This window comes from Sulfuricurvum sp. RIFCSPLOWO2_12_FULL_43_24 (genome assembly GCF_001829605.1).
Classification (GTDB): domain Bacteria; phylum Campylobacterota; class Campylobacteria; order Campylobacterales; family Sulfurimonadaceae; genus Sulfuricurvum.
This window is the reverse complement of sequence record NZ_MIBT01000021.1, coordinates 14,801-29,421: the sequence shown is the minus strand read 5'-3', so window position 1 is coordinate 29,421 and position 14,621 is coordinate 14,801. Positions and strand designations below refer to the sequence as shown.

The following is a 14,621-nucleotide window of genomic DNA, read 5'->3' as shown; positions in this document are numbered from 1 at the left end:
TAAAACCGATGAATCGTATGTGGCATTGTCAAACAGCAACGACTATTTTAAAATCAAGATCGATGCGACGGGTGAGATCAGTGCGGCGGATGCAATGGAGAAAATTAACCATTTCGCGGATAAGTACAAAGTGAGTCTCCAAAAAGTGGATGGGAAACCGACCTATTATATTGTTGGATTTGCGGCGTAAATGAGCAATGAACCGATGACACCCAGGGGGTATGATGAACTCTTGCGAGAGTTTAAATTCCTCAAAGATGTCGAAAAACCCCGTGTCAATGTTGAAAAACAACGGGCGGCAGAGCTGGGAGATCGAAGTGAAAATGCGGAGTATCATGCGGCTAAAGAAAAATTGCGACATATCGATAAACGTCTTTTTTATCTCAATTCGATGATCCAAAAAGCCCAAATGATTGACCCTTCCATTCTCGATCACTCCCGCGCCCATTTTGGTGCAACTATTACGATTATGGATGTGAACACGGAAGAGGAGTTTTCCTATACTGTTTGCGGAACGTTGGAGAGCGAGCCGGAAAACGGACTAATCTCGGTTCACTCACCACTCGCACGTGCAATGTTAGGTAAAGAGGAGGGGGACGAATTTAGCGTTTATCTCCCCAACGGAAAAAAGAGTTATGAGGTGAGTGCAATTACCTATATCGATATCTTTTCACTGAAGAAAAATCTGCGCAGTGAAAAAGATTTCGGATTTAAATAACACTGCTTTAAGATGGATGAATATTCCCCTTTGATATAATCGCGTTACTATTACTATTTTAAGGAATTTGCCGTGAGCACTCCCCTCCCAGAGATCGAAAAAGTTCTAAAACAGCATAAATTGTCAATGGACGATTATGCCCATATCAAAAAAATTCTAGAGCGCGAGCCAAATCTCGTTGAGATCGGAATTTTTTCGGCTATGTGGAGTGAGCACTGCAGTTACAAATCATCTAAAAAACATTTGAACGGTTTCCCGACTAAAGCGCCGTGGGTTATCCAAGGACCGGGTGAAAATGCGGGTGTTATCGATATCGGCGGCGGATATGCGGCAGTTTTCAAAATGGAGAGCCATAACCATCCGAGTTTTATCGAACCCTACCAAGGGGCTGCAACCGGTGTCGGCGGGATCATGCGTGACGTCTTTACGATGGGTGCTCGTCCTATCGCCAACCTCAATGCGCTCCGTTTCGGAAATGTGCTGAATAAAGATGATATCAGTGCCCATCAGCGTTATTTGGTACGCGGTGTTGTATCGGGTATCGGCGGATACGGTAACTGTATGGGGGTTCCGACCATCGGCGGCGAAACAAGTTTCGATGAGTGTTACAACGGGAACATTCTTGTCAATGCATTTACTCTCGGACTCGCGAAAAGCGATGAGATTTTCTACGGAAAAGCGGAGGGGATCGGCAATCCGGTTATCTACGTCGGGTCTAAAACGGGACGCGACGGTCTCGGCGGTGCGGTGATGAGTTCGGACAGCTTTACCGAAGCATCCAAAGGGCTTCGTCCTACGGTACAGGTGGGTGACCCGTTTACCGAAAAATTGCTTCTTGAAGCGTGTTTGGAACTTTTCAAAACCGATTACGTTGTCGGGATTCAGGATATGGGTGCGGCGGGACTAACGTCTAGTTCATTCGAGATGGCGGGACGCTCAGGCAGTGGGATGATTATGCATCTTGACAAGGTTCCTGCCCGTGAAGAGGGGATGATGCCATACGAGTTTATGCTCTCCGAATCGCAAGAGCGTATGCTTATCTGTGCGCGTAAAGGGACTGAGCAGGCGATCATCGATATTTTCGAAAAATGGGATCTCGATTGTGCCGTGATCGGTGAAGTAACGGCGACGGGCAATATGGAGCTTTTCTGGCACGGAGAGAAATGTGCTGAGGTTCCGGTTGATCCGGTGAGTGAAGAGGCTCCGATCTTGGATCGTCCAATGAGTCGCCCTGCATACCTCGATGAGATTGCTAATGTGAAATTGAGCGATTTTGAAGCGGTAGAGAATCAGAGTGCATTCGAGAAATTGATCGCTTCGATGGAAGTGGTCGATAAGCATTGGATTTATGAGCAATACGATTCAATGGTACAAACCAATACGATCAAAAAAGGGGGCGAACTCGACGCTTCCGTTATCCGTATCAAAGAAAATGGCGTAGCGTTGGCAATGAGTGCCGATTGTAACGTCCGTTACTGTTTCATCGATCCGAAAGCGGGAGCGGCAGCAGCGGTAATCGAGAGTGGACGTAACGTCGCGATGAGCGGTGCGACTCCGAAAGCGATTACCGACTGTCTCAACTACGGTAATCCTGAAAATCCTGAAGTGATGTGGCAGTTTGGCCAAGGGTGTCTTGGGATTAAAGAAGCGTGTGCCGAGCTGAACACTCCGGTTATCGGCGGAAACGTATCGCTTTACAATGAAACCAACGGTAAATCGGTATTCCCGACTCCATCAATCGCAATGGTCGGTGTCAATGAAGATCAAAACAAAGTATTGATGTCTGCGTTCCAGTGCGAAGGTAATGCATTGTACCTTGTCGGTGAAAGCCGTTCGGAATTTGGCGGATCTCTTTATATGAAAGAGCTTTACAATGTTGTTGCGGGAACGATCCCTGCTATCGATTACGATAAAGAGCGTGCTCTTTGGAACCTCGTTATCGAAGCAAACAAAAAAGGGTTGCTGGCTGCGGCAAAAGACTGTAGTTCGGGCGGTGTGGCGATGGCACTCGCTAAAATGGCTTGCGTCAGTGATAAAGGGGTAAATGCTACAATCTCTGTAACCGACTCTCGTGATATATTTGCGGAGAGTATGTCTCGCGCAATTATCGAAGTAGTCCCTGAAAACTGTAAGGCGTTTGAAGCGATGGTCGGTTCTTTGGGATGCGTGAAAATCGGAACCGTCGGCGGGGATACGTTTACCCTCAATGATGTGTCGATGAGACTTCCTGAGATGCAAAATATTTACTACAATACGTTCAAAAAAGTGATCGAAGGCGACCTTTAATCTATCTTTTTTTCTTCCTGCGGGGAGAGCCGTTTTAACCCCCTCTACACATGTTTTGGAACACTTTTTGCATACAGCTGTGTATGAAAAAATTACTCAGAAAAATCTTTCGGATCCGTCCAAAAAACTATTGCGAATATTACATTACCAATCTTAGCTATCGTTGCGGGGAATAAGAAGAACGGGAAGATGAATCCCCGTTTGCACGGGAATGAGGGTGAAACTACTCTTGCAGACGCTCAATATTTGCACCGAGTGCGCGAAGTTTAAGCTCAAGATTCTCATATCCGCGATCGAGGTGATAGATACGGTGGACATTGGTGGTTCCCTCAGCTGCCATGGCCGCAAGGACGAGTGCACTGGATGCCCGTAAATCCGTTGCCATGACATCAGCACCGGCAAGATCACACGGCCCGATTACGGTTGCAGTGTGGCCGCTGAGTTTGATCTCGGCACCTAGACGTTGCAACTCACTCACATGCATAAAGCGGTTTTCAAACAATCGCTCTTCAATCGTGCTGGCTCCTTTTGCAATCGTAGCAAGGGCTAAAAATTGCGCTTGCATGTCGGTTGGGAATGCCGGATATTCTTGGGTTACAATATCGACGTGTTTGAGTTCAGATGCGGGATAAACGGTCATCGTACTCTCAGTGCATTCAATACGGCATCCCATTTGCTCTAATTTCGCAGTAACAGCATCCAAATGATCGGGACGTACACGATCGAGTGTAACAACCGAATCGGTAATCGCTGCGGCACACATATAAGTACCTGCTTCGATACGATCAGGAATAACTTCGAAATCGACCATATCAATGGTTTTTCCACCGGTACCGATGATGGTTAGTTCTGAGCTTCCGATACCGGTAATATCAATACCGCTGTCTCGGAGGATTTCACACAGTTGAACGACTTCAGGCTCTTTTGCACAGTTTACGAGGACACTTTTACCGTGTGCTAATGCCGCCGCCATGACAACGTTTGCCGTTCCGGTAACGGTGATTTTATCGAAGATGATGTGGGCTCCCTTAAGACCCTCCGGTGCAATCGCATGGACGTATCCCGCGTGAATGGTGATGGTAGCACCCATTTGTTCCATTGCTTTGAGATGTAAATCGATCGGACGTTGACCGATAGCGCATCCACCCGGAAGGGAAACTTCACAATGCCCGAAACGGGCAAGGAGCGGTCCGAGAACGAGAATGGAAGCGCGCATGGTTTTAACGATGTCGTAGTTTGCCATCGTATGGTTTACGGTTGAGGTGTCGATTTTGAGAACATGATCTTCTAATGTATAACTCGCACCAAGGTTGCCGAGGAGTTTTAGCAGAGTTTTAATATCAGCGACTTCAGGGGTATTGCTCATGGTGATAGGGTTGTGCCCCAACAGCGTTAAAGTGATTAGTGGCAATGCCGCATTTTTGGCGCCCGAAATGGTGACGGTTCCGCTTAGTTTGGTAGGGCCTTGAATACGTAAATAGTTCATTTATATCCCAAATAATAAAAGTTACGTATTATAAGCTAGTTGTGGTTAAAATTATCAAAATAGAGAGATATTTGAAGGAGAAAATGTGAGTTCGGCACTGGATCGACTGAAAAACCTGACAGCACAAATCTCCAGCTATGAGTTAGAGCGAAAAAGCAATCTTAAAACACTCGAAGAACTTTACCTTAAATTGGGTATCGATGCGAAAGTCAAACGGTTTGAAGATTTATTTGAGTATAAAGCGATCAATCTCTCAGGCTTATCTCTATCCGATGAAGATTTAGGCGCGGTAAAAGAGGGTAAATACGCTCAAATTATTGCCATAATTTATGATAAAAATGCAAAAGTTAAAAATAAAAATAGCTCTTTAGGATATTACGGACGTGCTGAAAAACTGAGTTCGGAACAAAAGAGAGAGATCGTCTCTTTTGTATTGGGATGGCGTTTTGAGAAAAGTTTTCGTACGTTAGAACATTATCATAATCTAATGGCTTCTTTAAAAACATCTGTTTCTGGGTAATGATGCTGATTTTTCTCGATACGGAAACAACGGGTTTAGAGATGAAAGACCGTATTTGTGCATTAGGTATGATCGCTGATGATGTGAGCCATTTTGAACTGATTAATCCGGGTAAAAAAATCCCTCCTCACGCTTCGGCGATCCATCATATTACGAATGAAATGCTGCAAGAGTCTCCCTCTTTTTCCCAATCCATAAGCGCTGAAAAACTCAAATCTCTCAATACACCGGAAAATATACTCGTATCCCATAATGCCCCCTTTGAACTCTCGATGCTCGAAAAAGAGGGGTTGACATGGCAGGGAAGCGTTATCGATACGCTGAAATGTTCTAAGTCTTTGATGGATGATTTGGAAGGATACAGTTTGCAGTTTTTGCGTTATGAGCTACGGCTATACCGTGATGAAATGAGAGTATTCGAGGAAGCAGGAATCAGTATTACTCCTCATCATCCCCTCAGTGATGCGTTGCACACTCGTATGATTTTGGAATATTTACTTGATTTGGCAGAGATAGATCGTCTTATAGAGATTTCGAAAAGTCATGTGCTCTTAGTCCGTTTACCGTTTGGAAAATACGCTAAAAAAAGGATCGAAGAGATTGCACTCAAAGATCCGGGATATCTGAAGTGGATGGTGGAGAGTTTGATGGACATGGACGAGGATTTGCGTTATAGTATCGATTATTATTTGAGAGGAAAGTGATTTGAAGGTAGCTATACAGTGTGATTCGCCATTGTTGCAGCGCTCATTGGAGCTTTTTCTCGATGGGCATTTGAGCTCGCTACGCCAGTGCGATATTTTGATTCGGGATAAAGATATTCGTGATGAGCAGCACCCTACATTTGTTATTGGTGTGGATGAGGGCTCCGAGTTGATCAAGCCGTTTTCCAAAGCCCAATTGCTCCATGCCCTCAATCAAAAATTTGATTCTCAAAAAAATAGCCCTGCTATTGTCGAAGATGAGGTTATGGTCTCAGATGAAGAGGAAAAGGTGAGTTTTGAAATCCTAGAACGTCACATCGAGAAGCTAACCCTCGAATATCAAGCAAATATCCTCAAAGCAGTACGAGCATTTTATGAAAAATAACCCCACCATTACGAAAAAAATCATTGCCGGAAAATATAAGGGGAAAACCCTGAAACTTCCCTCCAAAGAGACGACCCGAAGTTCGAAAGGGATTGTGCTGGAATCTTTTTTTAACACACTTCAGTTTGATATTATCGATGCGGTATTGGTTGAAGTTTTCTCGGGAAGCGGTTCTATCGGCCTCGAAGCATTGAGCCGAGGAGCTAAAAAGATCATTTTTATGGAAAAAGATCGTGATGCGATCAAAACATTGCGTGAAAATATTGCCCAAACCGACCCGAGGGCATGTGAAATTCTCGAAGGGGACAGTTTCAGTAACATCACTCAGGTAAAAAAGCGTCTCGCAGCACTCGGTGAGAGTGCTTTTATCTACGTTGATCCCCCTTTTTCAATCCGTGAGGGGATGGAGGAGATATACGATAAAACCATCGATATGATCGCCTCACTTCCTCTGGAAATGGCGACTTTGATTATCATCGAACACATGAGTACCCTCGAACTCCCCGATGCTATCGGTCACTTTAATCGACTAAAATTCAAAAAATTCGGAAAAACGTCTCTTACCTATTATACATAAATCCATTATGGAATAAACTTTGCTTTATCCTTTGATAATAAAGGATTGGCATGAGAATTTTTATACTACTTTTTTGCTTACTAAGCCTCTCTCAAGCAGCCCGCATCAGCGAAGTCGCGAATATCGTCGGGGTACGGGATAATCAGATTATCGGTTACTCGCTTGTCGTCGGTTTGAAAAAAACGGGTGACGGTACTACCTCTAAATTCACCCTTCAATCGATCGCGAATATGCTCAAAGCGATGAACATCGATATGAATCCGGTCGATATCAAATCCAAAAACGTTGCCGCTGTCGTTGTTACGGCTAAATTTGCTCCGTTTGCCCGTCAAGGGGATGCATTTGATGTCGTCGTATCCTCTATCGGTGATGCAAAATCGCTCGAAGGCGGAACACTGCTTATGACACCTCTCAAAGGGGTGGATGGTAAAATTTACGCATTAGCTCAAGGTTCTATCAGCATCGGCGGTAAAAATGAAAAAGGTTCCGGTGCTGAATCGCATCCGACGGTCGGAATGGTATACGGCGGCGGTTTAGTGGAACGTGAAATCAACCAAGATCTTTACCATCAACAGAGCGCGACACTTTCTCTTAAATCATCCAATTTTGCCAACTCGGTAGCGATTCAAAATGCTATTAATGCCAAATACCGCTCGAATGTTGCCACAGCCGTTGATCCAAGAACGATTCAACTACAATTACCGCAAAATCGATCAATGGTTGAATTTTTAGCGGAAGTACAAAATCTCGATATCGAGTACGCGCAAGAGCAAAAAATCATCATTAATGAACGTACGGGAACCATCGTTGCGGGTGTGGATGTAGAGGTCAAACCGGTTGTTATTACCCAAGGGGATATTACCGTGAAAATCCTCGCTCAAAATTCGGTCGCAAAACCCGCAGGCAGTGTCACGATGGATAAAAGTCTTGTAATCGGGTTGAATGAAAATGAAGTTTACACGGAGAAAGGGACAACGACGGTTGCCAATATCGCACGATCTCTTCAAAAACTTGGAGCTAATCCAAAGCAAATGATCTCGATTTTTCAGGCGATGAAAAGTGCCGGAGCCATCACGGTTGATTTGGAGGTTATCTAATGGATATCTCTAGCGTACAGTATAACAAAGCTGTCCCAACCATCGGAACCAAAGAGGGGGATAAAGCTCTGCGGGAGAAAACCGATCAGTTTGAAGCGATTATTGTGAAAATGATGCTTGATGAAGCGATGAAAGAGGAAAAAAACCTCTTTAGCAGTGTCAATGATCCCGGCGATAAAATTTTTAAATCAATGTATCGTGAAGAATTATCGAATGCAAGTGCCGGTGGATTCGGATTTTCTCAAATGCTATACGAACACCTAAGTCAAAAGGGTGCGAAAATAGAGAAATAGACTAAATTTTTTGTGGTTTTGGCCGATATGGTATGTACACATCATAAACGGATAAAATAAGGATTCACCATGATCTCAAGTGTGAACGGCTCACTCATTCGAGGAGCATACCAAGAACAATCACAAAAAACCAAAGAGCAGGAGAAATCCGTGCAATCTATTACGAAACAAGGTGACACAAGCCGTATCGAAGAGTTAAAAGCTTCGATTGAAAAAGGTGAATACCGTGTCGATATCGAATCTTTGGCCAAGCGCATTGCGCAAGAGCTGACCTAAAGCAGAAGGAGTTTATGATGTTGTCTTATCAATTACAAAGCGCTATCAAAGATCTCGAGGCACTTATCTCATTATCCAGAGAAGACATCGATGATATCAAAGAGGCAAATCATAATCCGCAATTTGATCGTTTAGCGATTAAAGAAGAGAAAATTAAAAATTTTGAACATAAAAAAGCGATGATTGATCGCGAGATTTCAAAATTGATGACACAACATCCTTCTCGTCCTCTTTCCGAGCTTTTAGATAATGAACAACATCAGCAACTCGATTCACTTAAAGTACATTTATCACTGCTTCGAGAAGTGAATCAACAATACGCAAAAATGGTTTTAAGTGTCGGCTCGTTTTACAATACCCTTTTAGAACGGGTTGTTCCGACACAAATGGAGGGGTATCAAAAAGTCGCCTCTGCAGAATCCTCATTTTTGGAAGTGAGAGCATAAAATGGCATCAATCTTTAACGCCTTGCATATTGGATACAGTGCATTAAATGCGGCACAAATTGCTATTGATACGACAGGGCACAATATATCCAATGCAGAGACAGAAGGGTATAGCCGCCAGCGTGTCGTTACAGCAGCGGCATATCCGATCAGCATCGATCCGGGCCAACGTGGAAATGGGACGCAAATTACTGAAATCACCCGTGTTTTCGATAAATTTGTCTTTAACCGTTACACTACGTCGGCGCAAAACAAAGAATATTCAGATAGTTTGAAAAAGAATCTTGAAGAGCTTTCAACCTACTTTCCTGAGATAGATGATGTCGGTATTAAAAATGACATGCAAAACTATTTTGATATGTGGCAGTCGTTGGCAAATAATCCAAGCAACAGTTCTTTAAAAGTAGCCTTAGCGCAGCAGGCGCAAACTCTCTCCCAGCACATTACTGAAACCCGTTCACAAATCGCGGGATTACAAAGCTCTCTCAACGAGCAGGTTAAAGTGAATATTGATGAAGTAAACCGTATTGCAGAGCAGATTGCCGGATTGAACAAATCGATTAATGAAGAAGAAGCCGGCGGGCTGAATAACGCCAATGATTTACGAGATCAGCGCAATAAATTAGAGATGACACTTTCTAAGCTCATCGGTTCAAAAGTTTTGGTCGGTCAAATAGAGAGCCGAAACGATATTGATAGCAATATTGCTATAGAAGATGGGAGCTATACGATTCAAGTCGGAGGGTTCAATCTCGTTGACGGGCATAGTTTTCATCCTATCGGTGTTGATAACTTAGGGAATCAAAACGGCTATAATGATTTGTATTATGAGCGCCAAGACGGTGTCAAAATTCCGTTTGCCAGTAATATTACCGGAGGAAAAGTTGGGGCGTTGCTAGAGCTTCGCGGCTCTATCATAGGTGATAACGGTGAGTTTGAAGACGGGTTTTTACAAGAGACACTTAATAATCTTGATACGTTTGCTCGCGGTATGATTGAGAGTACCAACAATCTCTACGCACAGAGTGCGACTTCTTCGATGCGTACGAATACATTGAGTTTCAGCTCAACGGATGCGTTGATGAATACGGATGAAAATTTTAATACTGGAACCTTCGATGTTGTTGTATATGATATCGACGGCAATGAAGTGGGAAGACGCTCGATAACGATAAACGACACAACAGTCATGGAAGACAGTCCGCTTACTGCTAATAGTATTATTGGACAAATGCGGGCATCCGTTGATGATAACAGTGACAATAACGCGCTAAATGATATTGATGATATCTTGACTCCTGGGTTTGCATCGAATGTTTTTCAGATTAATTTGAACTCTTCTTATGCATCACAAGGGTATACGTTTGCGATTGAAGATCAGGGGACAAATTTTGCCGGTGTTACAGGGGTAAACCGATTTTTTGACGGTTATGATGCTAAAACTATGGATTTGAATACGAATTTAAAAAATGATCCGACACTCATTAAAGGGCATAAATCACCTGCTGAAGGTGATAATCAGACCGCGTTGGATATGGTAGAGCTTCAATTTTCATCGATTATGTTTAAAAATGGAACCGATACTTCATCAGATACAGTGTACGGATATTTTGACTCTTTGGTGACCAAAATTGGGACGAAAACAAATTCGGCGATCCTCAGTAATGAATCGATCACGGCGCAATACAATGCGGTCAAACAAGAGTACGATTCGGTATCCAAAGTGAGTATCGATGAAGAATTGGCAAATCTCATCCGTTATCAAACCTCATACGGTGCTGCGGCAAAAATCATTACGACGATAGATCAGATGATGACCACCTTGCTCGGCATAAAGCAGTAATGCCTTTTTTGAGTATTGCCGTTTTGTTCGCGGTAATCTTTTTTTCCTTCATCGGACCGTATTTTTATACGGCTGATCCCCTTTATTTAGACTCTCGCGCTATTTTGCTTGCTCCATCGATGGAACATTGGTTCGGTACAGACCGATTGGGGCGTGATTTGCTCGTGCGTTTGATGGAAGGTGGACAAGTGTCACTGTTGATTGGATTTGCAAGCGCTCTTATCTCTACGCTAATCGGTTTGCTTTATGGGGTGAGTGCGGCATTGCTGCGCGGCGGTTATGATAGAGTCTTTATCATCATTGTGGACCTCTTTTTAACTTTTCCGACATTGTTTTTACTGTTAACGCTGGTCAGTTATGTCAATGCATCGATTTGGGTACTGGTGCTTATTATTTCAATGACTGGGTGGATGGGGACAGCACGCTTGATACGCTCAGAGAGCTTTGCAATAGCCTCCAAACCCTATATCCGTATTTTGCACATCGCGCATATTCATCCGCTTACAATCATGCTCAAATATTATGCGCCCCTGTTGGCTCCAATCGTATTGGTTAGCTTTACCTTCGGGGTAGGGGGGGCGATTTTAGCCGAATCAGGGCTCTCCTTTTTGGGTCTAGGGATTGTTGCTCCGCAGATGAGCTGGGGAAGCATCCTCAGCGGCGGTAAAGAGGTGATCGATATCGCGTGGTGGGTAAGCTTTTTCCCCGGATTAATGATCTTTATCGTTACGTTTTCATTGATGAATATCTCCAATGCGCTTCAAGCGCGAATGAATCAAAAAGAGGTGCGATAGTGGTGAAACACTATTGAATGATTCTCGAAATTTCGAGTAGGCTATCGGGGAATGAAAAATGGTTGTTCCGAAGCGCTTTCGCATTGATGAGGATGATGGGGGTCCTCTCCATCCGAATTGAGAGCAATAGGCCGTCTTCACCCAATTTGTCTGCATCGTAAAGCGCTGTAATCGCACCCGATGCTCCCACAGCGTTATGAACTTTATTAAGCTGCGACAAGCTCGCTTTGAGGGCATAAATAAAGTGATAGGATGTTGATCCGTCAAGTTTATCGAACGGAAGCGCTGTTGCGTTGATCGGACGACCGTTAAGACGACCATTGAATTTAGACATTAATATTTTGATACACAATGCGGCTGTATCATCATCTCCGTGGTCGTAAGCAATCAAAATTTTGATGGGAGATTTCGTATTAGATGAAAGGAAATTTCTTTCTAATACGGCAATTTTTGGCAGTAAAGAGAGCTGAGTCTCGAGTAAAAATGGATCATAAGAGGCACTCCATCCGGCAGTGCAAAGTAAAATACTTATTAGAAGACGTTTCAAAATGTCCCCCTGAAAGTAAATAAAAATGTACGCCCGGTTGAGGGATAATCTCCATCATAGGTATTGTTTTGACTTGGGTAAAATTCATTTTTATCGAAAATATTTTTAGCTGTGAGTTGAATTTCACTTTGAATTTTCGGAAGTTTATATCCTATGGAAGTGTCAACTATACCGATGGCTTCCATATCATCACGCGTATCAGCTGATGTTCTTGGGGTTGCACTTTGCCAGCGTCCGGACAGTGAGCCATACCAGTTTGTATCGAGAGTATGCGTGATAAATCCGCGTGCGGTATTGCTCGGAGCATTGGGGAGCGTTGTACCACTGTCATCTTCTGCCCAAATACGAGTGAATGCGGCATAAAAAGAGGTGCTATCGTAACGTTTACGCCATTCGGCCTCGAATCCTCTAATCTTGCTCTCTGATCCGTTTATGTATTCGTAGCGTGATAGTGTGTTATTGTATTGGGGATAAATTTGATTCTCATTGCTGAGATGAAAAAAGTTGATAGAGAGGGTGTGATCGGTTTCAAAGCGATGAATGAATTGGGTTTCATAGGCCACAACGGTTTCTGGAACGAGGTCTGGATTACCCCATCTTGCTTTGTTGTTGAGGGTAAACATCTCTTGCCATGAGGGATTTCTATGGGCGCGGGAGATTGAAAATTTGATGAGATTTTCCGGATCAATAGTATATAAGAGTGCGACGCGCGGATCTACTTGGGCTGACAAGTTATTACGTTTGTCTATGGTCAATGAGGCATAGCCGCTTAATGAAGAGGAGATCACTCTCTCATAGGTCAGATAGGTTGTGATATTGCTGATGGAGCCGGTTGGGCTGAAAAAAGGGAGAATCTCAGAATAGTCACTCATCCCGGTTCCAGTGTCACGATTGGTCGTTACGGTTTTTTCTGAAGTAACACTGCTCCATGATTTACCCACTCCGAACGTTGCTTCGCCTGCGAGTATAGTGCCGGAGAGGGAATTATTGACTTGATAGGTTTGGATAATTGCTTCATGATTACCGTAAAACCCATTTGGATAGTTAACAATGACAGTAGGTGGTGTGAGCGAAGGGAGGATGAGTCCCGATGGGGCTAAAAGAGAATGGCTGATAAAGCTGTCTTGTACCATTCCTGCTTGAAATATTCCCCTGAAGTTATCTAGATTGTAGTGCGCTCCGGCACGAATTTGCCATTGATCGATATTGTAGTGATCCCCATCAGCTGCAAGAGCATAGTTAATCCCCCCCTCTGATCCGTGACGGTAAGAGGAGATGCGTCCATCGGCAAAAAAATCTCCTTTGGAGAGGGAGAGTGAAAACATGGTGGCATCCGTTGAGGAAGGAGCATTGCCGGAGCGAGAGAGGTGCGCATTCGCACTGCCGAGAAGATTATTGGAAAGACCGTCTTGATCATAAGAGAGGGAGAGATTATCGTGTACGGTGTAGATATCTGCCGCCAAAGTGAAATCGTTATCCTTCATTGCATAGGCAGCACCGGCTTTATAGGTATTATGAGTACCGGCTGACATAAACCAGCGCCCATTTTTTTCACTATCCGGTTCTTTTTTATACGTTGTTACTACAATGGAACCGGCATAGCCCCAGTGCCCATCGCTGTAACTGCCGGGACCACGGACAATTTCGATCCGTTTGATCATATCGATCGGCATGGTTAGATACGCAGTATAGCCATCAAAAAAAAGATCGTTAACTTCGATACCGTCAATAATGAGTTTGCTTTGACCGTAAGCAACGGGATTGGATCCTCGAATGACCGGATTAAATAAAGAGAGATTATCGCTGGCAATGTTGACTCCGGCAGTAAGTGCAAGTGCCTCTTTGAGTGAGGATGCACCGGCGCGGGAAAGTTCTTCGCCCTCAAAGACGGTCATAATATAGGGGAGATAATCAATATTGGCCCGCTGGTTTTTTGCGGTTTGGGCAATGGTATTGATGTCGCTTGTAAGATTATTGAAAAGGTTTGAATCTGTCTCAGCCGCAAAAAATGTAAAAGGAATGAGTAGCAACGCCAGAGAAAAATGAGTTCTCATCGGTTCTCTTTTAGGGATGCGGTATAGTCTTGGAGCCGCAAAAGTATAGGATAGCGTTCAGTACCGACGTGAAATTGAAGCGGACCGATGGGGCGATAGAGCAAACGAGATTGATTCAGGAGGCGTAGAAAACGGGGCCCAACGGCTCCGATCCATTGGTTGATTTCATAATTGGCCGAAACGCGATTAATTTCCTTTTGCATCGTTTGAAGGACCTTTATCGTTTTTCTGAAAGCTCTTTGGTCGGACGCGACGGTAATCCGTGAAATTTCGGCAGTTTGCTGAATATCCTGCAGTTTTTCCGAATCAATGACCATGGTGTTGAGTGTCGGTAAACCAAGGGGAGTATTCGGAAGAATGAGGCGGCAGGACGCGATCAGAAGATCTTGTTCCCAGACACCGAATAAAAGGGCATGATCATCATAGGTATCATATTCGATCCGTTGCCCATCCTCTCTGGGGGTAAAAAAATTGAACTCTTCGACAAAAACATCATAGCGTTGCCGCAAAATAGCGTTCTGTTCCGCTACTGAAGATGAGAGGTGGCATTTCAATGATTTCACCCTTTGTGCGTTCTAAGGAGATAAGATAGTAT

General features: G+C 43.9%; 16 protein-coding genes and 1 pseudogene. 13 read left to right on the top strand and 4 right to left on the bottom strand.

Translation table 11 applies throughout. The annotated features are described in order from the left end of the window. From A3G19_RS02230 to purL, 3 genes and pseudogenes are all read left to right on the top strand, one after another. Window positions 1-190 (top strand): annotated as a pseudogene (locus tag A3G19_RS02230) (hypothetical protein); the annotation flags it as partial. Then, window positions 191-718: a transcription elongation factor GreA gene (gene greA / locus A3G19_RS02225; protein WP_015653120.1), complete on the top strand. Its 528-nt coding sequence runs from the start codon at window positions 191-193 to the stop codon at window positions 716-718. 72 nt (window positions 719-790) lie between these two features. Further along, on the top strand, window positions 791-3,004 hold the full coding sequence (gene purL / locus A3G19_RS02220) for a phosphoribosylformylglycinamidine synthase subunit PurL (protein WP_015653121.1): 2,214 nt from the start codon (window positions 791-793) through the stop codon (window positions 3,002-3,004). Between the two features lie 223 nt (window positions 3,005-3,227). Here the strand turns inward: purL and murA are convergent, their stop codons facing one another. After that, window positions 3,228-4,490 (bottom strand): UDP-N-acetylglucosamine 1-carboxyvinyltransferase, encoded by a 1,263-nt coding sequence (gene murA, locus A3G19_RS02215; protein ID WP_015653122.1) that lies wholly within the window; start codon window positions 4,488-4,490, stop codon window positions 3,228-3,230. Between the two features lie 85 nt (window positions 4,491-4,575). On the opposite strand from murA, the gene A3G19_RS02210 reads away from it, so the two are divergent. The 10 genes from A3G19_RS02210 (at window position 4,576) to A3G19_RS02165 (ending at window position 11,425) form a co-directional block, all read left to right on the top strand. Then, window positions 4,576-5,010, top strand: coding sequence for a hypothetical protein (locus A3G19_RS02210; protein WP_015653123.1), 435 nt, complete (start codon window positions 4,576-4,578; stop codon window positions 5,008-5,010). Further along, window positions 5,010-5,714 carry an exonuclease domain-containing protein gene (locus A3G19_RS02205; RefSeq protein ID WP_015653124.1) on the top strand — a complete coding sequence of 235 codons (705 nt, stop codon included), beginning with the start codon at window positions 5,010-5,012 and terminating at the stop codon, window positions 5,712-5,714. The genes A3G19_RS02210 and A3G19_RS02205 overlap by 1 nt, the downstream gene beginning before the upstream one ends. Before the next feature lies 1 nt (window position 5,715). Next, window positions 5,716-6,099 (top strand): hypothetical protein, encoded by a 384-nt coding sequence (locus A3G19_RS02200; protein WP_041192390.1) that lies wholly within the window; start codon window positions 5,716-5,718, stop codon window positions 6,097-6,099. Further along, window positions 6,089-6,676 carry a 16S rRNA (guanine(966)-N(2))-methyltransferase RsmD gene (gene rsmD / locus A3G19_RS02195; RefSeq protein WP_015653126.1) on the top strand — a complete coding sequence of 196 codons (588 nt, stop codon included), beginning with the start codon at window positions 6,089-6,091 and terminating at the stop codon, window positions 6,674-6,676. The genes A3G19_RS02200 and rsmD overlap by 11 nt, the downstream gene beginning before the upstream one ends. 50 nt (window positions 6,677-6,726) lie before the next feature. Next, window positions 6,727-7,773: a flagellar basal body P-ring protein FlgI gene (locus tag A3G19_RS02190; protein ID WP_294870369.1), complete on the top strand. Its 1,047-nt coding sequence runs from the start codon at window positions 6,727-6,729 to the stop codon at window positions 7,771-7,773. Next, on the top strand, window positions 7,773-8,066 hold the full coding sequence (locus A3G19_RS02185; protein WP_294870367.1) for a rod-binding protein: 294 nt from the start codon (window positions 7,773-7,775) through the stop codon (window positions 8,064-8,066). The genes A3G19_RS02190 and A3G19_RS02185 overlap by 1 nt, the downstream gene beginning before the upstream one ends. A 69-nt stretch (window positions 8,067-8,135) precedes the next feature. Further along, window positions 8,136-8,342 (top strand): flagellar biosynthesis anti-sigma factor FlgM, encoded by a 207-nt coding sequence (locus tag A3G19_RS02180; protein WP_294870365.1) that lies wholly within the window; start codon window positions 8,136-8,138, stop codon window positions 8,340-8,342. 17 nt (window positions 8,343-8,359) lie between these two features. Beyond that, window positions 8,360-8,788, top strand: coding sequence for a hypothetical protein (locus A3G19_RS02175; protein WP_015653130.1), 429 nt, complete (start codon window positions 8,360-8,362; stop codon window positions 8,786-8,788). A gap of 1 nt (window position 8,789) precedes the next feature. Beyond that, entirely contained in the window at window positions 8,790-10,631 is a 1,842-nt protein-coding gene (gene flgK / locus A3G19_RS02170) for a flagellar hook-associated protein FlgK (protein ID WP_294870363.1), read from the top strand. After that, window positions 10,631-11,425: an ABC transporter permease gene (locus A3G19_RS02165; RefSeq protein ID WP_015653132.1), complete on the top strand. Its 795-nt coding sequence runs from the start codon at window positions 10,631-10,633 to the stop codon at window positions 11,423-11,425. The genes flgK and A3G19_RS02165 overlap by 1 nt, the downstream gene beginning before the upstream one ends. Window positions 11,426-11,435: 10 nt before the next feature. Here the strand turns inward: A3G19_RS02165 and A3G19_RS02160 are convergent, their stop codons facing one another. Genes A3G19_RS02160 through A3G19_RS02150 form a run of 3 tightly spaced genes read right to left on the bottom strand, consistent with a single transcriptional unit; the run spans window position 11,436 to window position 14,589 of the window. Then, window positions 11,436-11,972: a hypothetical protein gene (locus A3G19_RS02160; protein WP_015653133.1), complete on the bottom strand. Its 537-nt coding sequence runs from the start codon at window positions 11,970-11,972 to the stop codon at window positions 11,436-11,438. Continuing rightward, window positions 11,969-14,026 (bottom strand): TonB-dependent receptor, encoded by a 2,058-nt coding sequence (locus A3G19_RS02155; protein WP_294870361.1) that lies wholly within the window; start codon window positions 14,024-14,026, stop codon window positions 11,969-11,971. The genes A3G19_RS02160 and A3G19_RS02155 overlap by 4 nt, the downstream gene beginning before the upstream one ends. After that, entirely contained in the window at window positions 14,023-14,589 is a 567-nt protein-coding gene (locus A3G19_RS02150; protein ID WP_294870359.1) for a GNAT family N-acyltransferase, read from the bottom strand. The genes A3G19_RS02155 and A3G19_RS02150 overlap by 4 nt, the downstream gene beginning before the upstream one ends. Between the last annotated feature and the right edge of the window lie 32 nt (window positions 14,590-14,621).

Coding starts and splice junctions, on each gene's coding strand:
- A3G19_RS02180 (WP_294870365.1), top strand. CDS start 8,136: ATGATCTCAAGTGTGAACGGCTCACTCATTCGAGGAGCATACCAAGAA.
- murA (WP_015653122.1), bottom strand. CDS start 4,490: ATGAACTATTTACGTATTCAAGGCCCTACCAAACTAAGCGGAACCGTC.
- A3G19_RS02175 (WP_015653130.1), top strand. CDS start 8,360: ATGTTGTCTTATCAATTACAAAGCGCTATCAAAGATCTCGAGGCACTT.
- A3G19_RS02155 (WP_294870361.1), bottom strand. CDS start 14,026: ATGAGAACTCATTTTTCTCTGGCGTTGCTACTCATTCCTTTTACATTT.
- A3G19_RS02165 (WP_015653132.1), top strand. CDS start 10,631: ATGCCTTTTTTGAGTATTGCCGTTTTGTTCGCGGTAATCTTTTTTTCC.
- greA (WP_015653120.1), top strand. CDS start 191: ATGAGCAATGAACCGATGACACCCAGGGGGTATGATGAACTCTTGCGA.
- flgK (WP_294870363.1), top strand. CDS start 8,790: ATGGCATCAATCTTTAACGCCTTGCATATTGGATACAGTGCATTAAAT.
- rsmD (WP_015653126.1), top strand. CDS start 6,089: ATGAAAAATAACCCCACCATTACGAAAAAAATCATTGCCGGAAAATAT.
- A3G19_RS02190 (WP_294870369.1), top strand. CDS start 6,727: ATGAGAATTTTTATACTACTTTTTTGCTTACTAAGCCTCTCTCAAGCA.
- A3G19_RS02185 (WP_294870367.1), top strand. CDS start 7,773: ATGGATATCTCTAGCGTACAGTATAACAAAGCTGTCCCAACCATCGGA.
- A3G19_RS02205 (WP_015653124.1), top strand. CDS start 5,010: ATGATGCTGATTTTTCTCGATACGGAAACAACGGGTTTAGAGATGAAA.